General features: G+C 63.6%; 17 protein-coding genes and 2 riboswitches. Of the genes, 8 read left to right on the forward strand and 9 right to left on the reverse strand.

Annotated features, from left to right (window positions below; translation table 11 throughout):
* Positions 1–9: 9 nt before the first annotated feature.
* From KFO72_RS14530 to KFO72_RS14545, 4 genes are all read right to left on the reverse strand, one after another.
* Complete coding sequence (locus tag KFO72_RS14530; RefSeq protein WP_225032420.1) at positions 10–1050, reverse strand: ATP-binding protein; 1041 nt, start codon at positions 1048–1050, stop codon at positions 10–12.
* Positions 1047–4844: a cobaltochelatase subunit CobN gene (gene cobN / locus KFO72_RS14535; RefSeq protein WP_225032421.1), complete on the reverse strand. Its 3798-nt coding sequence runs from the start codon at positions 4842–4844 to the stop codon at positions 1047–1049. Before cobN ends, KFO72_RS14530 begins: the two co-directional genes overlap by 4 nt.
* A gap of 29 nt (positions 4845–4873) precedes the next feature.
* Positions 4874–5971 (reverse strand): cobalamin biosynthesis protein CobW, encoded by a 1098-nt coding sequence (gene cobW / locus KFO72_RS14540; protein WP_176054100.1) that lies wholly within the window; start codon positions 5969–5971, stop codon positions 4874–4876.
* A gap of 191 nt (positions 5972–6162) precedes the next feature.
* A riboswitch (cobalamin riboswitch) is annotated at positions 6163–6432 on the reverse strand.
* Between the two features lie 153 nt (positions 6433–6585).
* A complete protein-coding gene (locus tag KFO72_RS14545) occupies positions 6586–7167 on the reverse strand; it encodes a hypothetical protein (protein ID WP_054934678.1) in 582 nt (193 codons plus the stop codon).
* A 284-nt stretch (positions 7168–7451) separates the two neighbouring features.
* Positions 7452–7727: riboswitch (cobalamin riboswitch) on the forward strand.
* Between the two features lie 146 nt (positions 7728–7873).
* Here KFO72_RS14545 and cobA point away from each other — a divergent pair.
* Genes cobA through bluB form a run of 5 tightly spaced genes read left to right on the forward strand, consistent with a single transcriptional unit; the run spans position 7874 to position 11613 of the window.
* Positions 7874–8611, forward strand: a complete 738-nt coding sequence (gene cobA / locus KFO72_RS14550; protein WP_062916426.1) for a uroporphyrinogen-III C-methyltransferase — start codon at positions 7874–7876, stop codon at positions 8609–8611.
* Positions 8608–9027 (forward strand): cobalamin biosynthesis protein, encoded by a 420-nt coding sequence (locus KFO72_RS14555; protein WP_225032422.1) that lies wholly within the window; start codon positions 8608–8610, stop codon positions 9025–9027. Before cobA ends, KFO72_RS14555 begins: the two co-directional genes overlap by 4 nt.
* Positions 9024–9626 carry a cob(I)yrinic acid a,c-diamide adenosyltransferase gene (gene cobO / locus KFO72_RS14560; protein ID WP_062916424.1) on the forward strand — a complete coding sequence of 201 codons (603 nt, stop codon included), beginning with the start codon at positions 9024–9026 and terminating at the stop codon, positions 9624–9626. Before KFO72_RS14555 ends, cobO begins: the two co-directional genes overlap by 4 nt.
* A 3-nt stretch (positions 9627–9629) precedes the next feature.
* Positions 9630–10934: a cobyrinate a,c-diamide synthase gene (locus tag KFO72_RS14565; RefSeq protein ID WP_225032423.1), complete on the forward strand. Its 1305-nt coding sequence runs from the start codon at positions 9630–9632 to the stop codon at positions 10932–10934.
* Entirely contained in the window at positions 10918–11613 is a 696-nt protein-coding gene (gene bluB / locus KFO72_RS14570) for a 5,6-dimethylbenzimidazole synthase (protein ID WP_062916422.1), read from the forward strand. The genes KFO72_RS14565 and bluB overlap by 17 nt, the downstream gene beginning before the upstream one ends.
* A gap of 42 nt (positions 11614–11655) precedes the next feature.
* On the opposite strand, the gene KFO72_RS14575 is transcribed toward bluB, so the two are convergent.
* Complete coding sequence (locus tag KFO72_RS14575; protein ID WP_062916421.1) at positions 11656–12342, reverse strand: response regulator transcription factor; 687 nt, start codon at positions 12340–12342, stop codon at positions 11656–11658.
* An 831-nt stretch (positions 12343–13173) separates the two neighbouring features.
* Positions 13174–13968, reverse strand: coding sequence for a DeoR/GlpR family DNA-binding transcription regulator (locus KFO72_RS14580; RefSeq protein ID WP_225032424.1), 795 nt, complete (start codon positions 13966–13968; stop codon positions 13174–13176).
* Positions 13969–14177: 209 nt separating this feature from the next.
* Between KFO72_RS14580 and KFO72_RS14585 the strand changes: the two genes are divergently transcribed.
* Positions 14178–16661 (forward strand): GcvT family protein, encoded by a 2484-nt coding sequence (locus tag KFO72_RS14585; RefSeq protein ID WP_225032425.1) that lies wholly within the window; start codon positions 14178–14180, stop codon positions 16659–16661.
* A 17-nt stretch (positions 16662–16678) separates the two neighbouring features.
* Here KFO72_RS14585 and KFO72_RS14590 read toward each other — a convergent pair whose 3' ends face one another.
* The gene (locus tag KFO72_RS14590) at positions 16679–17566 is read right to left on the reverse strand and encodes an AraC family transcriptional regulator (protein WP_225032426.1); all 888 of its coding nucleotides are present in this window, start codon (positions 17564–17566) and stop codon (positions 16679–16681) included.
* A 191-nt stretch (positions 17567–17757) separates the two neighbouring features.
* On the opposite strand from KFO72_RS14590, the gene KFO72_RS14595 reads away from it, so the two are divergent.
* Both KFO72_RS14595 and KFO72_RS14600 read left to right on the forward strand, forming a co-directional pair.
* Positions 17758–18639 (forward strand): NAD(P)H-binding protein, encoded by an 882-nt coding sequence (locus tag KFO72_RS14595; protein WP_225032427.1) that lies wholly within the window; start codon positions 17758–17760, stop codon positions 18637–18639.
* A gap of 12 nt (positions 18640–18651) precedes the next feature.
* On the forward strand, positions 18652–18825 hold the full coding sequence (locus tag KFO72_RS14600) for a hypothetical protein (protein WP_224102042.1): 174 nt from the start codon (positions 18652–18654) through the stop codon (positions 18823–18825).
* A 438-nt stretch (positions 18826–19263) separates the two neighbouring features.
* Here KFO72_RS14600 and KFO72_RS14605 read toward each other — a convergent pair whose 3' ends face one another.
* Entirely contained in the window at positions 19264–21411 is a 2148-nt protein-coding gene (locus KFO72_RS14605; protein ID WP_225032428.1) for a response regulator, read from the reverse strand.
* Between the two features lie 9 nt (positions 21412–21420).
* The coding region (locus KFO72_RS14610) for a response regulator (protein WP_225032429.1) at positions 21421–24978 on the reverse strand (3558 nt) is incomplete at its 5' end.

Genomic DNA, 24978 nt, shown 5'->3' on the forward strand with positions numbered 1-24978 from the left:
TTCGATGGCTCAGCGTTTTTTTGCGTTGAGGGGAATGACGCCTTTCACGCGCGTGATGCCTGTCGGTTCAGGCGGAAGGTAGCCGTAGTCGGTTTCTGACGAAGTACTCGCGCTATCGGTCGAGGTAGCTTCGTGAGATGAAGCGGAAGACGCGGAAGACACCCCCTCCGGCTGCTCAGCATCGTCTTGCAGACGGCGCCGATGCAACAACACCGACTCAGACACCCGGTCGACATGCGCAACCGTCACAGCATCGGCCTGTTCGAGCGCGGCCAGCGCACGCGCCGCGCGCAGCATCACGAGATCGGCGCGCAATCCGTCCACACCAGCTGCAATGCACAGCGCACTGACATGCGCATGCACTTCATCGTCGAACGAAAGGCTCGGTAACGCGGCCCGTGCATTCCGAAGCCGCGCGACATACGCATCCTGGTCCGCCGCACGTGACGCACGAAATGCAACCGGATCGGTATCGAACGCCAGCCGCGCCTTGACGATCGTCTGGCGCACGTGCGCGTCATAGCAGTTCTGCAGTTCGACCATCAAGCCGAAGCGGTCCGTCAATTGCGGACGCAGCTCACCCTCTTCCGGATTCATCGTGCCGATCAGCACGAAACTCGCATCGTGCGTGTGCGAGACGCCATCGCGCTCGACCGTGTTCACGCCGCTCGCTGCCGCATCGAGCAGCGCGTCGACGAGCCCATCGGGCAGCAGGTTCACTTCATCGACATACAGCACGCCGCGATGCGCCTTCGCGAGCAGTCCCGGCGAAAATTGCACCGACGCATCGCGCAACGCCGATTCGATATCGAGCGTGCCGATCAGACGGTCCTCGCTCGCGCCGAGCGGCAGCGTCACGAACTGGCCTTCGGGCAACAACTCGGCCAGCGCGCGCGCCGCCGTCGATTTCGCCGTCCCGCGCGGACCGCTGACCAGCACGCCGCCAATCCCGGGATCGACGGCCGCCAGCAGCAGCGCCTGCTGAAGCGGCGCCTGACCGATCAGCGCAGAAAACGGAAACGCCGCACGCCGCGCGCTGGCTTCACTCATGATCGTGATCCTTCGATGTGCTGTTCGCTATCCAGCAGATGTTGTTCGACCTGCGCGCGATACTCGCCCGGCTGTTGCCATAGTCCACGCTGCATCGCTTCGAGCAAGCGCTCGCAGACGCCATGCAGCGCATGCGGATTGTGTTCGCGCATGAACTCGCGCGTATCGGCGTCGTTCAGATACGCATCCGCGACGAGCGCGTATTGATGATCGGCGACCACGCGCGCCGTCGCGTCGTAGCCGTACAGATAGTCGACGGTTGCAGCGATCTCCGCCGCGCCTTTGTATCCGTGACGCTTCACGCCATCCAGCCACTTCGGATTCACCACGCGCGAGCGGATTACGCGCGCAATTTCTTCATGCAGCGTGCGAACGCGCGGCGCATCCGGGTTGCTGTGATCGGCGTGATACACATGCGGCTGACTGCCCGCGAGATGCCGCACGGCCGCCGTCATGCCGCCTTGAAACTGGTAGTAATCGTTCGAATCGAGCAGGTCGTGCTCGCGGTTGTCCTGGTTCTGCAATACGACATCCATGGCCGCGAGACGCGTGCCAAATGCGTGCCGCGCCTCTTCGCCGGCGCTTTTCTGCGTGTACGCATAACCGCCCCACGACAGATACGCGTCCGCGAGATCGGCATCCGTTTGCCATTGCTGCGTGTCGATCATCTGCTGCAAGCCCGCGCCATAGGCACCCGGACGCGCGCTGAACACGCGAAAGCCCGCGCGCCGGCGGGCTTCGTCGGGCGCGACGCCGCGCGCGATCCACGCATCGCGCTCGCGCAGCACGCGCGCGCGAATCGGATTCACGTCCTCGGGCTCGTCGAGTTCGGCAACGGCTTGCACGGCTGCGTCGAACAGATGCATCACGTTCGCAAACGCGTCACGGAAGAACCCCGACACGCGCAACGTGACGTCGATACGCGGACGATCGAAGGCCGCAATCGGCATGATCTCGAAGTCCGTCACGCGATGACTGCCCGGCGCCCACTTCGGCCGCACGCCGAGCAGCGCGAGCGCCTGCGCGATATCGTCGCCGCCCGTACGCATCGTCGCCGTGCCCCATACCGAGAGACCAATTGCGCGCGGATAGTCGCCATGCTCCTGCAAGTGCCGCTCGATCAGCGTCTGCGCCGACTTGAGTCCCAGCGACCACGCGGCTTGGGTCGGAATGGCGCGGGTATCGACGGAATAGAAGTTGCGGCCCGTGGGCAGCACGTCGGGACGCCCGCGCGACGGCGAACCGCTCGGGCCCGGCGGCACGAAACGCCCTTCGAGTCCGCGCTTCAGGTGCATCAGTTCGTGCGGACCGCATGCGTCCAGACGCGGCAGGATATCGTCGCGCAGTCGTTCGAGCACGCGCGCGGCTTGCGGCAGTTCTTCTATGGTTGCGAGCGCGTCAGGCGACATTGCGCACATGTCGTCGAGCAACGAAGCTGCGAGCAGTTCGAGCCGTTCGCGCGTGTCGCCGTTGTGTCGCCAAGGTGCGTCGCTGACCCGTTGCAGCAGCACAGGACGTGGTCCATCCCACACCGCCGACCAATCCGCCGACAACGGATCGAACAGATGATCCACATTCAGATCGCGTGCCAGCGCGTCGATAATGCCCGCCTTCGCACCCTGCCCATCGCCTACGGGAAAGCGCCCGAGCGCGAGCAACGTGTCGCGCCGCTGGATACCTTCAGGCGACTGCCCGAAGGTGTGCAGGCCGTCACGAATCTGCGCTTCCTTCAGCTCACATAGCCATGCATCGACACGCGTCAGCAACGAGTCTTCCGCGTCGGCATCGCTCGGCGCTTCGAGACTCAACTCTTCATGCAGCCGATGCTTGACGATCGTGTCGAGGATAGTCCGCCGCAACAGCTTCGCGCGGCGCGGATCGACCATCAACGCGTCATAGTATTCGTCGACCTGGCGTTCGAGATCCTGCAACGGCCCGTAGTTCTCCGCGCGCGTCAGCGGCGGCATCAGATGATCGACGATCACGGCTTGTGTACGCCGCTTCGCCTGGCTGCCTTCGCCCGGATCGTTGACGATAAACGGATACAGATGCGGCAGCGGCCCGAGTATCGCATCGGGCCAGCACGTATCGCTCAGCGCGACGCTCTTGCCCGGCAACCATTCGAGATTGCCGTGCTTGCCGACATGCACGACGGCATCGATATTGAACTGATAACGCAGCCAGAAATAGAACGCAAGATACGCGTGCGGCGGCACCAGTTCGGCGTCGTGATAGCTCGCGTAGTCGTTCTGTTCGCGCGAACGCGGCGGCTGGATGCCGATGAACACATGCCCGCATCGCCAGCCCGCAATCATGAAGCGACCGCGCCGCAGTGTGGGATCGTGTTCCGGCGCGCCCCACTTCGCGTTCAACGCGTCGCGCAGAGACTGCGGCAAGCGCGCGAACTGTTGCATGTAATCGCTCAACGCAAGGCTTTGCAAAGCGGGCCGCAGATCGCGGACGACGGGATCGTTGGTCACGCCTTGCGTCAAGGCGTTCATCAACGCGCCGCCGTTCGAAGGCACGTCGTCGATGCGATACCCTTCGTCGCGCAGCATCTTCAGAATGTTGACGACGGAGGCTGGCGTATCGAGCCCGACGCCATTACCGATACGCCCTTCGCTCATCGGATAGTTCGCGAGGATCAGCGCGAGCTTCTTGTCCGCATTCGACTTGACCCGCAACCTGCACCAGCGCTCACTCAACTCCGCGACAAACTCAACGCGTTCGTGATCCGGCTGATAACGGACCACATCCACTTCCGTATGCGGGCAGCGATACGCGAGCCCTTTAAAGCTTATCGCGCGCGTAATGATGCGGCCATCCACTTCGGGCAGCGCCACGTGCATCGCGATGTCGCGCGAATTGAGGCCGTGATTGTCGTTCACCCAGTCGTCGCGATTGCCGCCGCTCAGGATCACCTGCATCACGGGCGCGTCGCCCGCCAATGCGAGCGGCTCGGGGTCGTCGATAGCGGAGGCGGCGAATGCCGTCGTATTCAGCACCAGCGCGATACGATGCTGGGCGGCGAGTTGCTGCACGACATCGCGGCTGATCGTGTCTTTCAGCGACGTGATCGCGAGGGGCAACGGGTTCATCCCGCGTGCTTCGAGCGCGTCGATCAACGCATCGAATACGGCCGTGTTGGCTGCCTGCAAATGCGCCTTGTAGAACAGGATCGCGACCACGGGCGCGCCGGGCTTCCAGCGCGCCTGCCAGTCTTCAATCGTGGCGATATCGCGTGCCGGGTGATACAGCGCGGCAGCCGGCAGCGGACTCGGCGGTGCCGGCTCCCTGCCCCAACCGAACCCGCGCCACGCAATGCAACGCATGAACGATTCGGCGTTGTGCGCGCCGCCCTCGCGCAGATAGCGCCATAACTGATGGCACAGGTCCGCGTCAGCCGTGCTGCGCGCGAGCAGGTTCGGGTCTTCCTGCAAGTCGCCGGAAAACATTGCGAGCGTCTGCTGCCTGCGCTGCGCCAGCGCCACGACCTGTTCGATCCCATACGGCCAATATGCCTCGCCGCCCAGATGATCGACGACGACGACGCGCGCATGCTGCAACACATCGTCGAGGTAAAAGTCCACCGAAGCCGGTTGCCGCAGATACGTGACATTCGCGAGGCGCACGCTCGGAAAGCCGTCGCCCAGGCGCGGCACGACGCTCGCAAGCAGCGACAGCGTCGTGTCGGCGGAACTGAGGATCACGATATCGGCCGGCTTCTGGTCGATACGGATCACGCCCTTCGTATCGTCGACGAAGCCGCCCGGGACGGTGCGCAGCAGATGCATCGCGGTGCCTTCAGGTGCCTTAAGGTGACTTAAGCCTGTTGCGCCTGAGCGCTCAAGGCTGCGTCGAGCGCGCGTTGCAGCACCGGCTGATCGAGGTCTGCGCCGATCAGCACGAAGCGGCTCAGCGGCGACGCGTCGAGTTCGCCCGCCTGCCAGCGCCGGTCGAAATAGCTGTCGAAGCGCCCGCCCACGCCCTGAATCACGAGACGCATCGCCGCGTCCTGCAACGCGGCAAAGCCTTTCACGCGATAGATCGTGTGGCCTTCGACCACCCGCTGTAACGCCGCGATCATCGCCTCGCGCGAAGGCGCGCGCGCCATGACGACGACGGAGTCGAATTCGTCGTGGTGATGGTCGGCGTGCTCGGGATCGTCGGCGGAACCGTGATGATCGTGGCGCAGATGAATCGTGTCTTCCGAAGCCGATTCGAGCCCGAGCAGCGCATGCAGATCGAGTTGGCCCATGTGCGCGCGCACCACCTTGACCTGCGGCGGAATCTCTTCGCGGATGACGGCTTCGACGCTCGCCTGCTGCGCTTCGTCGAGCAGATCGGTCTTGTTGAGAATCACGAGATCGGCGGCCGACAACTGGTCTTCGAACAGTTCATGCAGTGGCGATTCATGGTCGAGATTCGGATCGGCCTTGCGCAATTGATCGACGGCGACGGGGTCTTCGGCGAATTGACCGCTGGCCACAGCCGGACCGTCCACGACCGTCACGACGGCATCGACGGTGAAGCTGTTCTTGATGGACGGCCAGTTGAAGGCCTGTACGAGCGGCTTCGGCAGCGCGAGGCCCGACGTTTCAATCAGCACGTGATCGATCTGGTCGCGCCGCTCCACCAGTTGCTCCATGACGGGGAAGAACTCTTCCTGCACGGTGCAGCACAGGCAGCCGTTGGCAAGCTCGTATAGCTGGCCTTCCGTTTCGTTGCCGTTTTCATCGCAACCGATGCCACAGCCCTTGAGAATCTCCCCGTCGATGCCCAGCTCGCCGAACTCGTTGACGATCACCGCGATGCGCAGGCCGCCCGCGTGCTGAAGAATGTGACGCATCAACGTCGTTTTGCCGCTGCCGAGAAAGCCCGTGACGATCGTCACCGGAATCTTGCGCATCTGTGTCTGCATGATGGCTCCGTTGCTCGAAACAGGTTCGAGTGACTTCGACGTTGCGCGCCGTCCGGCACGCTTTTGCGAGGTCTTCAGTGATACACGGGGACGAAAACGGCGCCGCATGCGCTCGCGCCAGCCGAACGACCGGACGCGCAAACGCACTGCGACGCATGAGGAACAGTCGACACGGTGCCGCATCCCCGCAGCATGGCGTCGTTTTCTCGGGCCGGTATCCGGGCTGATGAAAGCGCCGCCTCTCCTTCCCGCGCGAGCGTTTTCGCGCAGTGGATTGTCTGCATGGGCCGCTATTGGACGCACATGCAGCGAGGCCGGCTCTGCATCGTCTGCGCGATGCCTTCACCTACCGTTGCGGGGAGCAGCATAGTTTGGCCGGCGGCTGTGCGCACGGCCCGCTATTTCCCGTTTAACTGCGCGCGCAGAGAGCGCACGCGAGCACCAGAGTGCGTGCGAGTTTAGGCCCGGCGGCAGGTAGCGTCAAGGTGAGACGACGACATCAGGGTTGGCCGATGCCGTCGTTCGGTTGCGTGGATCGCAAAAGAGAGGGTCCGCCGGCTGCCGCCCTGCGACAGCCGTGGAGAGGCACGACTCAGTGGAGACTGAGTGTGAAATTAGTGCGCAGTAGCTTGCGGCGTGACTTCGATAGCCGTCGCCGAGACGAAAACCGCGTGGATCGTGTCGCCGACGTGCAGATCCTTGAGGTCGAAATCCGGCGTGACCTTGATGACCTGCGTCTCGTAGACACCGCGCAGTGTGAGCAGGCGTTTCGCCGGGTCGATCTTCTGCACGGTGGACAGCGTTTCGACCTGATGCAGCGAGTCCCGGCCGTCCGAGCCGCGCACCGTCACCTGCGCATCGACACGCTCACGGATGCCCTTGCCGGCGGGGTCGACCTTTTCGGCCTGGACGAGCAGTGCATTCTTGTACAGCACGTCGACCTTGTCGCCTACGCGCAGCTTGTCGAACCCGGGCATCTTGCCGTCCACCAGCATCGTGACCTCAATGCCGTCCTCGCCCTTCAGCGTGACTGCGCGGGCGCCTGCGTCGATGGCGATGATGCGCGCCTTCAGGTGCACGGGCGGCGCCGCTTCCACGAGCTTATCCGCGTCCCGTGCGAGCGAGTCTGCGGCTTGCACTGAGGTCGCCGTGAGCATGGCCGCCAGCAATACCGACGCAATCGCTGTTATTTTCATGTTGATTTTCTCCCTAAAGTTAATCTGCCGGTTCGACGGCAGATGCAGTCAAAAGCGGTGCCCGGCACCGCTAATCCGGATTGGCGTGAAATTTAATTAGGTATCCGATATTTGATACCGGGAAAACGGTCATTCCACTTCCGGTCACTATAAATGACCGCCCTTAGGATTTACTACCGACAACACTTGAAAACAGTTTTCGAACTTCTTGGAACACGGTGGGAATCGTCGTCGGGCGAGCCCGTCGCACGGTCCCGCGCCGCCCGCCCGCAGGGCGTGTGTGCTATCGTATCGGCGCATCTGGTGCCCCGCGCTGGCTCGAAGGCCGGCGGGGTTAAACGGGAAACAGGGAAGCGCCTTCACATCGCGGCCGCAACACGGGCGAACCACGCGAAGCATGAAGCCGCCAAGCCTGTGCTGTCCCCGCAACGGTCACGCGGCGAGCGGAATGAAGCATGTTTCGCGCAGTGCGTTCAAGGCCACTGCCTGCCATCCGCAGGTGGGAAGGCGAACGCGATGAGCCGCCAGCCCGGATACCGGCCAGTTGCAAGGGGGCGAGAATCTCATCGCCATTCGCTGGAACCGCGGGAAACGGATACTAGCGCCCACGCGCGGCACCGGCTCGAGCAGCCGTCGCGCGTCACAAGCAACATCGCATGACCTGTCACATTCAAGCGCCTGCCCGTGCAGCGGCGCCCTCCTCGCCATGAGCCGCGCCTGGCTGATCGGCGCCGGCCCCGGCGACGTCGAACTGCTGACGCTCAAAGCCGCGCGCACGCTCGCGCTGGCCGACGTCGTGCTGGTCGACGATCTCGTCAATCCCGAGGTCCTGCAGTTCGCGCGCGGCGACGCGCAGATCGTCCATGTCGGCAAGCGCGGCGGACAGCAATCCACACCCCAATCCGAAATCGTCGCGACGATGCTCGATCATCTGCGCGCGGGCCGCAGCGTCGCGCGGCTCAAGGGCGGCGACCCATTCGTGTTCGGCCGCGGCGGCGAAGAGCAACAGGCGCTGCAGGCCGCAGGCATTCACGTCGAAATCATCAGCGGAATCACGGCGGGCATCGCCGCGCCCGCTGCCGTCGGCATTCCCGTCACGCATCGCGACCACGCGCAGGGCGTGATCTTCGTCACCGGCCACGGCGCGGGCGAGCATGAGGCGGACTGGCGCGCGCTCGCCGCCACCCACATGACGCTCGTCATCTACATGGGCATGCGGCGGCTCAACGAGATCGTCGACGCGCTGCTGCGCGCCGGCATGCCGCCCGACACGCCCTGCGCCGCCATCGAATCGGCGACGCGCCCCGAGCAACGCCATGTCCGCGCGACGTTGAGCGAGTTCGTGCAGCGCGTCGCGCAGGCGCAGCTCGGTTCACCGTCGATCGTCGTGATCGGCGGCGTCGCGTCGCTCGCGGCGCCCGTCGATGCCATGCTCAAGCCATGAAGGCGCTGATCGCGGGCATCGGTTGCCGGCGCGGCGTATCGGCCGAACAGATCGAAGCCGCCGTGCGCGACGCGCTTGGCGGCACGCTGCCGTTCGCGGCGCTGACAGCGGTTGCTTCCGTCGATACGAAAGCCGGCGAGCCCGGACTCATCGCATTCTGCGCACGGCACGCGCTGCCTTTGCAAACCTTCACGCGCGCGGCCATCGCCGCGCTCGATGCACCGGTCGCCCCATCGCCGCATGTGCGCGCGCATCTCGGCGTCGACGGCGTTTGCGAGCCGTGCGCGCTGCTCGCCGCGCCAGGCGGCGAACTGCTCGTGCGCAAACAGGCGAGCGGCGGCGTGACTGTCGCTATCGCGTGCGCTGCCGCACACCCTCCTTCCACCGACACAACCAGAATCAAGGAACACCGATGAAGACCGATCCCGAATCGCATGCACGCATGACGCAGCGCCGCCGCGAAGGCCACGAAAAGAAGCAGGCGCAGGCCAACGTCGAGAAGGGGCTGCTGATCGTCAACACGGGCACGGGCAAGGGCAAATCGACGGCGGCCTTCGGCATGGCCGTGCGCGTGCTCGGCCACGGCATGAAACTCGGCGTCGTGCAGTTCATCAAGGGCGCGCTGCATACATCCGAGCGCGATTTTCTCGGCGCGCAGGCGAATTGCGATTTCGTCACGATGGGCGACGGCTACACCTGGAACACGCAGGACCGCGAAGCCGACATGGCGACGGCGCGCAAGGGCTGGAACGAGGCACGCCGCATGATCGAAAGCGGCGAATACCAGATGGTGATTCTCGACGAGCTGAATACCGTGCTGAAGTACGAATATCTTCCGCTCGACGAAGTGCTCGACGTAGTGAACGCGCGGCCGCAGATGCTGCATGTCGTCATCACGGGCCGCCACGCGCCCGACGCGCTGATCGACGCCGCCGATCTCGTCACCGAGATGCGCCTCGTCAAGCATCCGTACCGCGAGCAGCATGTGAAAGCGCAACGCGGCGTGGAGTTCTGAACGATGCCCGCGTGCCCCGCTCTCTTCATCAGCGCGCCGGCGTCGGGCCAGGGCAAGACGACGGTGACGGCCGCGCTTGCGCGGCATCACCGGCGGATGGGGCGTGAAGTGCGCGTGTTCAAGACGGGCCCGGATTTCCTCGACCCGATGATCCTCGCGCACGCGAGCGGCGCGCCCGTTTTGTCGCTCGACCTGTGGATGGTCGGCGAACGCGCGTGCCGTGCGTTGCTCGCGCAGGCCGCACGCGAAGCCGATCTGATTCTGATCGAAGGCGTGATGGGCCTGTTCGACGGCACGCCGAGCAGCGCCGACCTCGCCGCGAAGTTCAGGGTGCCCGTTGCCGCCGTGATCTCGGCAAAAGCAATGGCGCAGACGTTCGGCGCGATCGCCTTCGGTCTCGCGCGCTTTCGTGACGACGTGCCGTTTCATGGCGTGTTCGCGAACCGGGTCGGCTCGGCGCGTCACGCGCAGATGCTCGAAGAAGCGTTGCCGTCCGACCTGACCATGCTCGGCCATCTGTCGAGCACCGATGCGATCGGATTGCCCGATCGTCATCTCGGCCTGCTGCAGGCGGGGGAGATCGACGACCTCGATGCGCGCCTCGATCGCGCGGCGGATGCACTTGCGTCGACCGCGCTCGCGCAGTTGCCGCCTGCCGTCAAGTTCGAAGACGACGCCGGCAACGCGTCCTTGCCGCGACTGCTCGACGGCATGCACATCGCGATTGCGCGCGACGCCGCGTTTTCGTTCATCTACCCGGCGAATGTGCAGCTACTCGAAGCGCTCGGCGCGCGTCTCACGTATTTCTCGCCGCTTGCCGACGAAACCGTTCCCGCCGATGCGAGCGCGCTCTATCTGCCCGGCGGCTATCCCGAACTGCACGCCAGCGAGCTTGCGGCCAACGCGCGCGCTGCGGCATCGATCCGCGCGCATGCGGACGCGAACCGTACCGTCGTCGCGGAATGCGGCGGCATGCTTTATCTGCTCGACAGCGTCACCGACACGCAAGGCGTCGCCACGCCGATGCTCGGCCTGCTGCCGGGCAGCGCGGCCATGCAGACGCGCTTCACGGCGCTCGGCATGCAGCAGATGGACGACGGTGTGCACGGCATGCTGACGGGTCACACGTTCCACTATTCGCGCGTGAGCACGCCGCTCGCCCCCGTCGGCCATGCGACGCGCGCCCAGTCCGACGTACCCGGCGAAGCGGTCTATCGCCGGGGTTCGATCGTCGCCACTTACATGCACGGCTACTGGCCGTCCAATCCAGCCTTCGCGGCTGCTCTCTTCCATGGCCGAGCCTTTTGACGACGCCGAACGCGCCGCCGTCTACCGCGCGATCTACGAACGGCGCGACATGCGCCACTTCGTGCCCGCGCCCGTCGATCCCGCCGTGCTCGCGCGTCTCATCGACGCCGCGCATCATGCGCCGAGCGTCGGCTACATGCAGCCGTGGCGAATCGGGCGCATCACCGATCCCGCGCTGCGCGCGCAACTGCATGACGCCGTCGAGCGCGAAAGGCTGCTGACGGCGGACGCGCTCGGCAAGCGGCGCGACGAGTTCATGAAGCTCAAGGTGGAAGGCATGCTCGAGTGCGGCGAGCTGCTGGTGATGGCGCTGATGGACGGCCGCGAGAAACACGTCTTCGGACGGCGCACGCTGCCGGAGATGGACCTCGCGTCGGTTGCGTGCGCGATCCAGAACATGTGGCTCGCCGCGCGCGCCGAAGGCCTCGGCATGGGCTGGGTGTCGCTGTTCGACGCCGGTGAAGTGGGCGCGCTGCTCGGCATGCCGCCGGGCGCGCGGCCCGTCGCGCTGCTGTGCCTTGGGCATGTTGAGCGTTTCTATCCGGAGCCGATGCTCGAAACCGAGGGCTGGGCGGCGCGCAAGCCGCTGGGCGCGTGCGTGTTCGACAACAGGTGGCCCGAGGAGCCTTCCGCGTGCAACGAAGCGCAGCCGGACGGTGGCGCCGGTCAGAGGGTCTAGCGCGCGTTTGAAGCCGTTTTAAACGGCGGTTTCGAGGCCTGCTCAGGCCTCGCCCTTCTCAATGCGTTCCAGCCGGTAGCCGTAGCCGTAAATCGGCATCAGACGATATCCGTTCTCGGGCCGCAGACCGAGCTTCGAGCGCAGCATCGATACGTGCGTGTCCATCGTGCGCGAAGGAATGGTCGCGGCCTGCTTCCAGATGGCGTCGAGGATGTGCGAGCGCGACAGCGGCCGGCTCAGATGCTTGAACAGCAATAGCGCGAGCTCGAACTCCTTGTGCGTCAGCGTGACGGCATTGCCGCGCACATGCACGCGCTTCGCGCCCGGCTCGAATTCGTACTCGCCGAACACTTCTTTCTCCGCCATGGGCTCGCGATGAAACGCGCCGCGCAACAGCATGCCGACGCGCGCGAGCAGCGCCGCCGCGCTCACCGGCTTGACCAGATGATCGTCAGCGTCGATGTCGCGATGCACGGCATCGCTTGCGCGGGTCATGAACAGCACGGGCAAACGCTCCGTGAGATTCTGCCGGATCCAGTGCAGCACCTCGTCGCCCGACAATCCCGGCGTATGGCGATCCAGCACGAGCAGATCGAATGGCTGGCTGCGCAACTGTCCGACGAGTGCCCGGCCGTCGTCGAATGCATGACATGTGTGTCCCGCCGCCGACAAGGTCCTGCACACAAAGTCGGCTTGCGCCTGAGTCTCCTCCAGAACTGCAATTCTCATAAAACCCCGCAACGCTAATTCGTTGTTTCCGTCCGACCGGGTAATCGCCGATGAAGGGATGACGACTCGCGAATATGACATTTGAAATCCACATACGCTCTGTTCTTCACGCCCTACACCGAATGCCGGCAAATTGGTTCAGATTGCCAGACAACGCCTCGATAGCCCGATATTGCCTTAATGCCTGCGCGCCTCATTGCGACAATGGAACAACCACAATTAAACAGGCGCACAACCCACTTCTTTTGACCGCGCAGTACAAGCGGAATTTTTTTCTTGCGTTTTACTGCCCGCATCGTCCGCCGGAGCGTGTCGCGCGCCATGCTGCAAGAACATGACGGCACGCGCCTGGGGGACGTACGTGGCACTTCTTTTTTGCGGCTGGAAATGATCTGGCTACGACTGAAAGCTGATCGACAGATCACGCTGCCGATACACGAGGCGCTACATCACAAACGTCCGTTTTGTGTGTCCGATTCCACACATTGGAATAAAATTTCGTGCCAATATTCGTGCGATTTAACAATTCGTGCGTCACCGCTGACGCATTCGATTTAAATCGGGGTGAAGATTATTAGAACGAATTGAATCAGTCAATTAATCTTGCCATTTTTATGTGGCGACGCAGTCATTTCGTTAAATCGGACCGATGATACCGATAACGGACTTATCGGTGCCATATGAGCAATTCGCGGTCGAAAGCACTGCACTCAATTCGGTTAGCGGCTTTTGCCGCACTGCACTTTAGGGCCCGGCGCAACCTCGTGAGGCCCGCATATCGATACACCCATGCACGATAGACGACGCGCGGCGCAAATCTTTAACGCGCGATCAGACGACTTCCTCATTCGTGTCGTCCGCAGCGGGCGACGCGCAGATCACATCGACGCCAGCGCCCGTCAGCACCCTGGACAGTCCCGCTGCCGGCGCCGCATCCGTGACTAGGATATCGAGGCCGTCCGCGCCGAACACATGCACGAGCGCGTTATGGCCGAACTTCGTGTGATCGGCAGCGACGATGCGGCGCTCGGCTTGCGAGAACGCCGCGCGCGCGAGCTCGGCGTCGGCGGGCTGGGCGTCCATGAAGCGCCCTTTGGCGTCGATGGCCGTCACCGATACGATCGCGTGGCGCACATGGAATTGCCGGAAGAACGCAAGCGCGCTCTCGCCAACGGCGGACGCATCGTCCGCGCGCAGCTCGCCGCCCGCCATCATCACGCGGTTCTCGTTGCGCGGCGCAAGCAGGCGCGCGACCTCGGCCGAATTGGTCACGACCGTGAGCCGCGCGTGCGCCTCGAGCGCCTGCGCGATATGCACGCAGGTCGTGCCGCCGTCGAGCATCAGCGAATCGCCGTCGCGGACCAGTTGCGCGACGCGCGCGGCGATCGCACGCTTGGCGTCGCGCTGCTCCACCATGCGGCGCCGGAACGGCTGCTCGTCCAGTTGCGCCGGCAGCATGATGCCGCCATGCACCTTGACGAGCAGCCCCTCGGCCACGAGCGGCTTGAGATCGCGGCGGATCGTCTCGTCGGATACCGCGAAGGTGTTGGCCAGATCGGTGATCGTGCAGGTTTGTTGCGCACGGACCAGCCGCAGGATCTCGTTCTGTCGGTGAGTGGCGAACATCGTGGACGGGGTCTGGAAATTGGCGCCAGTCTAGCAAACCTGTCGGCCCGGCTCCAACACGAATCCACGCAATCCCACATGCACCCCCACTGTCCGCCGCCTCATAGTTGTCGGGCAACGTTGCATTTCAAGCACTTTTGCGGCAAAGTACGCAGCAACGCATTCCCACATATTTCCAATCATTTCCACATCTTTCCGCGAGCCTCCTCATGTCAACCCACCTTCCGACGCAGGCGCGCGTCGTCGTCATCGGCGGCGGCATCATCGGATGTTCGGTCGCGTATCACCTCACGAAGCTGGGGTGGACGGATGTGGTGCTGCTCGAACAGGGACAGCTGTCGTGCGGGACGACGTGGCATGCGGCCGGTCTCGTCGGCCAGTTGCGCGCGCAGGAGAGCATGACGAAGCTGATCCGCTATTCGACGGCGCTCTACGCCGAACTCGAGGCCGACACGGGCCTGGCGACAGGCTGGAAGCAATGCGGCTCGCTTTCAGTCGCGCGCACGGCCGAACGGATGACGCAACTCAAACGCACAGCGGCCGTCGCGCGTGCTTATGGCGTGAGTTGCGAGGTGATCGGTCCGAAGGAAGCCGGCGAACTGTGGCCGCCCATGCGCACCGACGACCTGCACGGCGCAGTCTGGCTGCCCGGCGACGGCAAGGCGAATCCGACCGATCTCACGCAAGCGCTTGCACGCGGCGCCCGTCAGCGCGGCGCGCGCATCGTCGAGAACACGCGTGTTACCGCGATCCACACGCGGGCTGCGTCGAAGGGCCGCGAAGCGAGCGGTGTCGCATGGCGCGACAAGGACGGCAACGAAGGCGCGATCGACGCGCAGATCGTGGTCAATTGCGCGGGGCAATGGGCCAAAACCGTCGGCCGTCTGTGCGGCGTCACGGTGCCGCTGCATTCGGCCGAGCACTACTACATCGTCACGGAACGCATAGCAGGCGTGCATCCCGATCTGCCCGTGATGCGCGACCCCGACGGCTACATCTATTTCAAGGAAGAAGTGGGCGGACTCGTGATGGGCGGCTTCGAACCTGACGCGAAACCATGGGGCATGAACGGCATCCCCGACAATTTCGAGTTCCAGCTATTGCCCGACGACTGGGATCAATTTCAGATCCTGATGGAAAACGCGCTGCAACGCGTGCCTGCGCTGGAGACAGCCCAGGTGCGCCAGTTCTACAACGGCCCCGAATCGTTCACGCCCGACAACAACTTCATGCTGGGCGAAGCACCCGAACTGCGCAACTTCTATGTCGGCGCGGGCTTCAACTCGATGGGCATTGCGTCGGCGGGCGGCGCGGGCATGGCGCTCGCCGAGTGGATCGTCGCGGGCGAGCCGACGATGGACCTGTGGCCGGTGGACATCCGCCGCTTCGCGCGCTTCAACGGCAACGATACCTGGCTGCACGACCGGGTGAAGGAAACGCTCGGCCTGCACTACGCGATGCCCTGGCCGAACCGCGAACTCGATAGCGCGCGGCCCTTCCGCCGCTCGCCGCTCTATGCGCTGCTGCGCGACGAAGGCGCGTGCTTCGGCAGCAAGATGGGTTGGGAACGGCCGAATTTCTTCGCGCCGTCACAGGACGAGGCACGCATCGACTATGCGTTCGGCCAGCAGAACTGGCTGACGTGGAGCGGCGAAGAACATCGCGCGTGCCGCGAAGGCGTCGCGCTGTTCGATATGACGTCGTTCTCCAAGTTTCTCGTCAAGGGACGCGACGCGCAAGCCGTGCTGCAACGGATCGTCGCGAACGATGTGGCCGTGCCGCCGGGCACCACGGTCTATACGGGCATGCTCAACGAGCGCGGCGGCTACGAGTCGGACTTCACGCTCACGCGCCTCACCGACGATCAATACCTGCTCGTCACGGGCTCCGCGCAAACCACGCGCGATTTCGACACGCTAGACAAACGCATTCCGCCCGATAGCCATTGCATGCTCGTCGACGTGACGAGCCAGTATGCGGTGCTCGCCGTGATGGGGCCGCGTGCACGCGATCTGCTCGCGAGTGTGTCGAAGGCCGACTGGAGCAGCGAGGGATTCGCGTTCGGGCAGAGCCGCGAGGTGGATATCGGCTACGCAACCGTGCGTGCGACGCGCCTCTCATATGTCGGCGAGCTGGGCTGGGAACTGTATGTGCCCGTCGAGTTCGCGGTCGGCGTGTACGAAACGCTGCACGCGGCGGGCAAGCGTTTTTGCCTTAAAAACGCGGGGTATTATGCGCTCGAGTCGCTGCGGATCGAGAAAGGTTATCGTGCGTGGGGACGCGAGCTGTCGCCGGATACGAATCCGTTCGAAGCGGGCCTCGCGTTCGCTTGCAAGCTCGACAAGGACATGCCGTTCATTGGCCGCGATGCGCTCGTGAGGCTGCGCGACGAACCGCTACAGCGACGCCTCGTCGTGTTCACCGCGCAGGGCGCGAGCGACCGCATGCTATGGGGCGGCGAAGCGATCCTGCGCGACGGCAAGGCGGTCGGCTTCGTGAGTTCGGCGGCGTTCGGGCATACGCTCGGTTGTCCCGTCGCGATGGGCTATGTGAAGCGCGACGACGGCGCCGCGCTCGACGCCGCCTGGCTCACGAACGGCCGCTATCAGATCGACGTCGCCGGAGAATGGCTGCCCGCGACGCTGCATCTGAAAGCGCCCTACGATCCCGCTTCCGCCCGTATCAAACGCTGAAGCGCACTACGCGCACGTTAGCGCGTAACGAACAGCCGCAGCGCGTCGTTGCGCGCGATGTCGCGCGGCGTCACGCCGAGCAGCCGCTTCATCCAGTGCGCCATGTGGCTCTGATGCGAGAAGCCGACTTCGAGCGCGACCTGGCTCGTGCTCAATCGCCCTTGCAGCAACAACACCTTCGCGCGCTCGACACGCCGCTGCACGACATGCCGATGCACGGGCACGCCCATCGTCTCGCGAAACAGCACCTTGAAATGCGGCACGCTCAACTCGACGAGCGCGGCCAGTTCGCTCAGTGTCAGGCGTTCGTCGAGATGCGCCTCGATATAGTCGATCACGCGCGCCGCCGCGCGCGCCGACAGCGTGCGTCGCTTGTCGTCGGATGATATCGAAGCGCCCGCGAGCCGCACGATCATCGCGGTGCACAGGCTTTCGGCGTAGAGCGGATCGGATGCGTCCTCGGCTTCCAGTTCCGCGCGCATCGCCCACGCCAGATGCTGGAAGCGCGCGTCGCGCAACTGGAACTGCGGGCGAATCTGCGCATCGGCAGCGCGCAGGCCGAGCTGATCGAACGTATGGCGCGCGAAGTCTTCGGCGAACCAGACGCGCAGGATCGTGCAGTTGCCGTCGTCCGACCATTCGCCGTCGAGGCCCGCTGGAATCACGTCGGCATCGCCGTGCGCCTGGATGCGCGACGCGCGCTGGCCGTTGCATCGGCAGACCGCTCTCACGGGCGCGCCGACATGCACGCCGACGCGATGATGCTCGATCGCCGGAATGCGATGCGCGCCCGCCGCGATCCCGAGCATTTCCGCGCCGAAACCCGACCAGCCGAGCGACGCGCTCGACAGCAGGCTCGCGCGCGCGCCGGAGTGCGGCACCAACGCAGGGTGGACTGCATTCATCGCTTGCACCTCGTTCCATCGTCCGATTGCCGCATTGTGCTGCGTTTTGCGCTTGCGTGCTGGCCGTTGCTCCGGGGCACGGCTGCGCGCGCGGATCGTCATCCGGATCTGCTGCCCGTCATCCTTCCATGCGCGATTCCCGATGCGCCGCCGCGTACGCTCGGTTCCCATGAAACCAGCGGAGACAGACGATGCATGTGATTTTTGGCGCAACGGGCAAAGTGGGACATTCGACGGCGGCAGCGCTCAGACACGAGGGGCACGCCGTGCGCGCCGTCGTGCGAAATCCGGCGCAAGGCGAAACGCTGACGCGCATCGGCTGCGAAGTCGTCACTGGCGACCTGAACGACGAGGCGTCGATTCACCGCGCGCTCGACGGTGCGCAGGCCGTGCAGATGCTCTGTCCACTGCCGCACCGTGATCCCGATCCAGCGGGAGCGATGCATCGCATGATCGAGACGGCCGCGCGTGCGCTGCGCGCGCATCCGGATCTGCATGTCGTCGCGCTGTCCGACTATGGCGCCGAGCTCGATGCAGGCACGGGCATCACGCTGCTGTTTCATCACCTCGAAGCAGCGCTCACGGAGGCTGCGCCGCGCCTCACGCTGCTGCGTTCGGCGGAACACATGCAGAACTGGGCGCGCGTGGTGCCTGTCGCGCTCGCAACGGGCCAGCTGCCGAGCCTGCATCATCCGCTCGACAGGCCGTTTCCGACAGTGTCCGCGCGCGACGTCGGCAGCGTCGCCGCGCAATTGCTGAGCGACGGGTTGAATGAAGAAGGCGTTCGAGTCGTGAGCGTGGAAGGTCCGCGCCGTTACGACGCCAACGATGTCGCACGCGCGCTCGGCGAGGCAGGTGGACGCGACATCGTTGCGCACGCGCTGCCGCGCGACCAATGGACGGCGACCCTGCTGCGCGCGGGCCTCGATGCGAATCACGCAAAGCTGATCGTCGATCTGTACGACGCGCAGAACTCGGGGCGCATCGATGCCGAAGCGGGCACTGAGCGGCGCTTCGGCACGACTGAATTACGCGACGTGATTGCAGCGCTCGTGTCGACGATCGACGCATGAGAGGAGCATGGCATGCAGTGCTGCGCTTCAATACGCGCGATCGAACATCGTCATGCGCGCCCTTCAGACCCGGCGGGCATGCTGTACAAGCTCATGACGACCCTTGCCGCGCGACTTGGCTGGCACCGGCTGGAGCAACTGCTGAGCGCGATCCCCGACAGCAACGACGACTTCATGATCTTCTGACGCCGTAAAGCAAATGGCCTCGCGTTGTCGCGAGGCCATTGCACGTTGCTCACATTGCCCGGCAAGTCCAGGCAACAGAAGTTATTCGTTTTCCTCGAAGTAGTGACGCAGCCTTTCATAGCGGTATTTCGGCTGCAAACCTACGCCAAAACCTACGCCGGATTACATCGTAACTCTTTCGTAAATTAGTGTCGCTTTTGAACAACCACGGAAGCGAAAACCCCGGCGACGCCTCTGCGTCGGGCTGTCTTCCTGACTGACTTTCCGGGCGTACTCCGCGAGTCACGCTACAAGATCGACCCCGGTTCAGCGATTACGCTGCTAAACGAGACGGATCACCAAGCGGACGCCACCGCAGATCTCGAGAACGAGATGCCCGGGGGTGCAGACAGCAATGCTTACCAAGCCTCGCGCGCGCGATGTACCGCGTGTTCGTTCTTACTTGGCGGCCGCCATTCCGTCACCATCGACTTCTGGACTCGCCGTCGTTATCAGGTTCAGCAGCACGGAAAGATCCGCAGGCTTGACGAGGTAGTGATCGATACCTGCGTCCATGGCGCGACGGATATGCTCGTCGTGCCCGTAGCCGCTCAGCGCGATCAACATTGATTGTGCGCATGCACTCGTCTCGCGCAATGAGCGCGCGAGTTCGTAGCCCGTCATATCGGGCAGGCCGATATCGAGTACGACGACATCAGGTGTCATCGACTCGGCCAGCCGCAATGCAGACTTGCCGTCATATGCGCACTTGACGACATAGCCGTGTATTGTGAGCAGCGCTTCGAGACTCTCCGCGGAGGCGACGAGGTCGTCGACAACGAGCACCCGCGTCGCCAGCCTGCGGTTTAGATGCACCACGGGAGCGAGCGCGGGCGACGTGCGCTCAGCCGTCGTTCCTGGCAAGCGCACGACAAACTCGGCACCCTTTCCAAGCCCTGAGCTGTGGCATTCGACCGAGCCACCGTGCAGTTGCGTCAGATGCCGGACCAGCGTCAGACCGATCCCAAGCCCGCCGAGCGAGCGATGCAACGACGCATCGGCCTGAGCGAACAGATCGAACACATGCGGTAGAAACGCGGCATCGATCCCAAGTCCGTCGTCCGCAACCGTGATCGACGCAACACCGTCGACAAATCGCGTCGATAGCGAAATATGTCCGCCTTGTGGTGTGAACTTCGACGCGTTGTTCAGCAGATTCGACACGATCTGTGCAAGCCGCACGACGTCGCCTTCGACCACGGTGTCGACAGCGCCTTCATCGCACACCAGAGTTTGGGAGCGACGAATGAAATGAGGACGGCTCGTCTCCACTGCGCGCCCGATCACGACCGACAACGACACGGGCGCCGTGCGAAGCGCGACCGTTCCTCTTGCGATACGCGACACGTCGAGCAGATCCTCAACGATACGCACCATATGTTCAACCTGAGTTCCGATGATTTCGCATGCCCAGCGCAGCACGTCCCGGTCGCCCTCTTTTGCGCTGCCCATGACCGCGACGGCATTCGCAATCGGTGCAAGCGGATTGCGCAGTTCGTGCGCCAACATCGCGAGAAACTCGTTCTTTCGGCGATCGCCTTCGATGATTGTGGAGAACAGCACCGCGTTTTCTAGTGCAATCGCGGCGCGGCCCGCGAATTCCTGGGCAAGCGTCGCCTGCTCAACCGGCAACGCGCCATCGAAAGAACACAGCACGATCACACCGCGCTGCCGGCCTGTCAGCAACGGGAACGCGCTCACGCGCGTGATTCCTTCCGCAGTCGCACCTTCTGGCGCACGCTGGGTAACGAATTCGATGGCGGCGATCTCGCTGTCTGCCGTCTCTTCATTAAGCAGCCGTTGTACGAAGCCATCGACTTCGGGGAAAGCGTTCGCGAGTGTCCCGGCGCAGAATGATGCGAGATCAGGAGCAGGCTGCTGATCGCGTCTCGCCGATCGGGTGCCGAACCCGCCCGCTGCGTCCCCGATACCTCTCGCCGCAACGAAAGCGATGTCCGCCATGCCTGCTGACGCCAGCTCGACGATGCGCTGCAATGTCATATCGACTTCAAGCGATCGCGTTAGCACATGACTCGCATTGGCCAGAAAATCGGCGCGCTGGCGCGCCCTCACCGCCACCGCCCTGTCCGCTTCGGCGCGCACAAACGCCTCACGTTCCTCTGCTCGCAGCAACAGCTCGCGATGCATCCGATGCATTTCGACGAACACCCTGACCTTCGAGCGCAAGATCTCTGGCACGACGGGCGCTGAGATATAGTCGACTGCGCCGAGTGAATAGCCGTGTTTCATCTCATGATCGTCGACATACGCGGTGACGAAGATGATCGGCGTGCTGGCTGTGCGCCGATAGGTCCGCAGCAATGATGCCGTCTCCAGACCGTCCATCCCCGGCATGTTGACGTCAAGCAGGATGACGGCGAAGTCGCGTTCCAGCACCGCCTTCAGCGCATCGCGCCCCGAGCAGACACCGATTACATTCTCGCCGAGTTCTTCGAGAATTGTCCGCATCACGACCTGCTGCGCAGGCAAATCGTCGACGACCAGGATGTTGACTGGCTGCTGCGCGATTGCAGACACAGGCTCCATCGCGGTCTCCTAGCGGTGCAACCACGCGTAAAGCACCGCGAGCAGGCCCTCGCGGTTCACAGGCTTCGACAGATAGTCCCACGCGCCTGCCTCGATGCAGCGTTCGCGATCACCCTTCATCGCTTTGGCCGTCACAGCGATGATCGGCAATGTGCGTCCGACGGGACGCTTGCGGATTTCCCGCATCGTCGCGAGACCATCCATCTCCGGCATCATGATGTCCATCAGCACGATGTCGATTTCGCCGTCCGCTTCGACCAGCCGGATTGCGTCCCTGCCGTTGTCCGCCCACACATGGCGCATACCGTGGTCCTCGAGCACCGTTGCGAGCGCGAAGATATTGCGCATGTCGTCATCGACGATCAACGCCTTGCGTCCTGACAGAGCGGCGCTTCGTCCACGCAGGCTGTCGATCGCCTCGCGCGCAGGATCGGCCAGCCATTGCCAGTCGATGTGCAGCGACGCGATCGTCGCGTCCAGAAGACGGTTCACGTCGGACGCGATATGAAGTGTGAAATGCTCAGCCGTATGCGCCGCCACGTTCGAATCATCGCCTGGCGCATAGACGATCACTTGAACTGGAGCGAGCCGCTTGCGGTTCGCCAGAATCTCTTCGATCTCGTGCGAGCATGAGGCAAACAGCTGCGCGTCGAGCACGATCGCATATGGACTGTCGTCGGTCAGCGTGGTCAACAGTTGCTCGGGCGATGACACCAGCACGGGCGCGAGACGCTCGCTCGCGATGAACGCGATGAACTGCTCGCGTGCGGCCGACTCGGGCAGCGCCACTACAAGCTTGCGCGGTGTCCCGTCGACGTAGTGTGCTAGCGCGACGAGCGCATCGTCCAATATTTCTCGTGATTGAATCGGTTTCCCGAGAAACGCGAACGCACCCGATTGCAGCGCCCGCTCGCGTGATTCGTCGGTCGAGATCACGCAGACGGGCAGATGACGCGTCGCGAGGTCGTGCTTGAGCCTCGCGAGAACGCGCCAACCGTCCATGCCCGGCAGGAACAGATCTAGCGTGATCACATCGGGCTTGAACTGGTTGGCGAGCGTCAGCGCGGACGCGCCGAGTGGCGTGACAAGCCCCTTGAAGCCGCGCTCGCGCGCCGCATCGAGCAGGAAATGCGCGAATGCGAGATCGTTCTCGACGATCAGCAGCACACGCTCGCCCGGCATGATAGCGAGGCGGTCGTCTTCCGGCGCGGCCTGCAATTCACGTGTGTCGCTCATCACCAAATCGACGAACTCGTGCGCGGCGAGCGCGTCGGCCTCGCTGATCGGCACACTGCCTGCCACCGGCGGGACAGCGGTATCGCCGTCGGTCATCGCAACCGTCTTGCGGGCGACACGGCCCATCTCGCCCAACAGCGGCAGATACAGTGTGAATGTGCTCCCTTTGTTCGGCGAGCTGACAAGACGTATCTCGCCGCCCAGCAGCTTCGACAGTTCACGGCTGATCGCGAGCCCCAGGCCTGTACCGCCGTATTTACGGCTCGTGCTGCCGTCAGCCTGCTGGAACGCCTCGAAGATGATCTGCTGCTTGTCGACCGGAATGCCGATGCCCGTATCAGACACCGAGAACGCAATCACGTCCTGCGCGCGGTTGAGGCTTTCGTTATCGACGGTCCATCCGCCGAACACTTCTTCGATTGACAACGTCACATGCCCCCGGAGCGTAAACTTGAATGCATTCGACAACAGGTTCTTCAGAATCTGCTGCAATCGCTTGATGTCGGAACGAATCGATGGTGGCAGACGCTTGCCAACGTGAATCGCGAACTCCACGCTGCGCGCCTCGGCTACATGCCGGAATGTGCGCTCCACATACGACGTGAGATCGGCAAGCCGATGCTCGGCGAAATCCATTGCGACGGTGCCTGACTCAATCTTCGACAGGTCGAGAATGTCGTTGATCAGCATCAGCAGTTCGTTGCCGGACGAATGGATCGTGCGCGAGAACTCGATCTGCTTCTGCGACAGGTTGCCTTCGGGATTCTTGCATAACTGGTCCGACAGGATCAGCAAGCTGTTGAGCGGCGTGCGCAGCTCGTGCGACATGTTCGCCAGAAACTCCGACTTGTACTTCGACGTCAACGCAAGCTGTTTGGCCTTCTCTTCCAGCGCCTGGCGCGCCTGCTCGACTTCCTCGTTCTTGCGCTCCACTTCCTGATTCTGGTGGGCGAGAAGTCGCGCTTTTTCCTGCAATTCCTGATTGGTCTGTTGCAGCTCTTCCTGGCGGCTTTGCAGCTCATGCGCAAGCGACTGCGACTGCTTGAGCAGGTCTTCCGTGCGCGTATTCGCTTCGATCGTATTGATCACAATGCCGATACTTTCGGTCAACTGGTCAAGGAACGCGAGGTGCGTCGGATTAAAGCGCTCCGTTGACGCAAGCTCAATGACGCCCTTGACCTGCCCTTCAAAGACGATCGGCAGCACGAGCACATTGTGCGGCACGACTCTGATGAGGCCAGACGTGATGTGAAAGCCGTCGTCCTTCGTTGGCTCGAGCAGGATCTTGCGCCGCTCCACCGCACATTGCCCGATCAATCCTTCGCCGGGTTGCACACGCTTGCCGTGCGAAGGGTGACCGCTCGAAGCGTAGCTTGCTCTCAGCCGCAGCGACGCCGAGTCGGCCGTCGAATCGAGCACGAAGAACTCCGCCTGTTGAACTCCGACCACGGGTGCAAGCTCGGAAAGGATCAGCTGGCCGACAGCAACCAGATCCTTCTGCCCTTGCAGCATGCGGCTAAACTTCGCGAGGTTCGTCTTCAGCCAGTCCTGCTCAGTGTTCACCTGTGTCGTGTCTTTCAGGTTACGGATCATCTCGTTGATCGTATCCTTCAGCGCCGCGACCTCGCCGAGCGCTTCGACAGTGATCGAACGCGTGAGGTCGCCCTGCGTGACCGCGGTCGCGACCTCCGCAATTGCGCGCACCTGGGTAGTCAGATTTGCCGCGAGCTGGTTCACGTTCTCGGTGAGCCCTTTCCACGTGCCCGATGCCCCGGGTACTTTCGCCTGACCGCCCAGCTTGCCCTCGACGCCCACTTCGCGCGCCACGGTCGTCACCTGGTCGGCGAAGGTCGCAAGCGTATCCGTCATGCTGTTGATGGTGTCGGCGAGGGCCGCGATTTCGCCTTTTGCCTCGACGGTCAGCTTGCGCGCGAGGTCGCCGTTCGCGACGGCCGTCACCACCTTTGCGATGCCGCGCACCTGGCCGGTCAGGTTGCCCGCCATGAAGTTCACGTTGTCGGTCAGATCCTTCCATGTACCGGCAACGCCCTGCACATAGGCTTGTCCTCCAAGCTTGCCCTCCGTGCCCACCTCGCGCGCCACACGCGTTACTTCAGACGCGAATGAGCGCAACTGATCGACCATCGTGTTGATCGTGTTCTTCAGTTCGAGAATCTCGCCCTTCACGTCGACCGTGATCTTCTTCGACAGGTCGCCCGCCGCCACGGCTTTCGTCACGTCCGCGATGTTGCGTACCTGGCTCGTCAGATTGCCCGCCATGAAGTTCACGTTGTCAGTCAGATCCTTCCACGTACCCGCGACGCCCTGCAC

The sequence above is a fragment of the Paraburkholderia sp. XV genome, from assembly GCF_020177535.1.
GTDB classification, from domain to species: Bacteria; Pseudomonadota; Gammaproteobacteria; order Burkholderiales; family Burkholderiaceae; genus Paraburkholderia; species Paraburkholderia caribensis.

Bases quoted from the DNA above. Each gene is read 5' to 3' on its own strand.
- KFO72_RS14530 (WP_225032420.1), bottom strand. From the start codon at position 1,050: ATGAGTGAAGCCAGCGCGCGGCGTGCGGCGTTTCCGTTTTCTGCGCTG.
- cobN (WP_225032421.1), bottom strand. From the start codon at position 4,844: ATGCATCTGCTGCGCACCGTCCCGGGCGGCTTCGTCGACGATACGAAG.
- cobW (WP_176054100.1), bottom strand. From the start codon at position 5,971: ATGCAGACACAGATGCGCAAGATTCCGGTGACGATCGTCACGGGCTTT.
- KFO72_RS14545 (WP_054934678.1), bottom strand. From the start codon at position 7,167: ATGAAAATAACAGCGATTGCGTCGGTATTGCTGGCGGCCATGCTCACG.
- cobA (WP_062916426.1), top strand. From the start codon at position 7,874: ATGAGCCGCGCCTGGCTGATCGGCGCCGGCCCCGGCGACGTCGAACTG.
- KFO72_RS14555 (WP_225032422.1), top strand. From the start codon at position 8,608: ATGAAGGCGCTGATCGCGGGCATCGGTTGCCGGCGCGGCGTATCGGCC.
- cobO (WP_062916424.1), top strand. From the start codon at position 9,024: ATGAAGACCGATCCCGAATCGCATGCACGCATGACGCAGCGCCGCCGC.
- KFO72_RS14565 (WP_225032423.1), top strand. From the start codon at position 9,630: ATGCCCGCGTGCCCCGCTCTCTTCATCAGCGCGCCGGCGTCGGGCCAG.
- bluB (WP_062916422.1), top strand. From the start codon at position 10,918: ATGGCCGAGCCTTTTGACGACGCCGAACGCGCCGCCGTCTACCGCGCG.
- KFO72_RS14575 (WP_062916421.1), bottom strand. From the start codon at position 12,342: ATGAGAATTGCAGTTCTGGAGGAGACTCAGGCGCAAGCCGACTTTGTG.
- KFO72_RS14580 (WP_225032424.1), bottom strand. From the start codon at position 13,968: ATGTTCGCCACTCACCGACAGAACGAGATCCTGCGGCTGGTCCGTGCG.
- KFO72_RS14585 (WP_225032425.1), top strand. From the start codon at position 14,178: ATGTCAACCCACCTTCCGACGCAGGCGCGCGTCGTCGTCATCGGCGGC.
- KFO72_RS14590 (WP_225032426.1), bottom strand. From the start codon at position 17,566: ATGAATGCAGTCCACCCTGCGTTGGTGCCGCACTCCGGCGCGCGCGCG.
- KFO72_RS14595 (WP_225032427.1), top strand. From the start codon at position 17,758: ATGCATGTGATTTTTGGCGCAACGGGCAAAGTGGGACATTCGACGGCG.
- KFO72_RS14600 (WP_224102042.1), top strand. From the start codon at position 18,652: ATGCAGTGCTGCGCTTCAATACGCGCGATCGAACATCGTCATGCGCGC.
- KFO72_RS14605 (WP_225032428.1), bottom strand. From the start codon at position 21,411: ATGGAGCCTGTGTCTGCAATCGCGCAGCAGCCAGTCAACATCCTGGTC.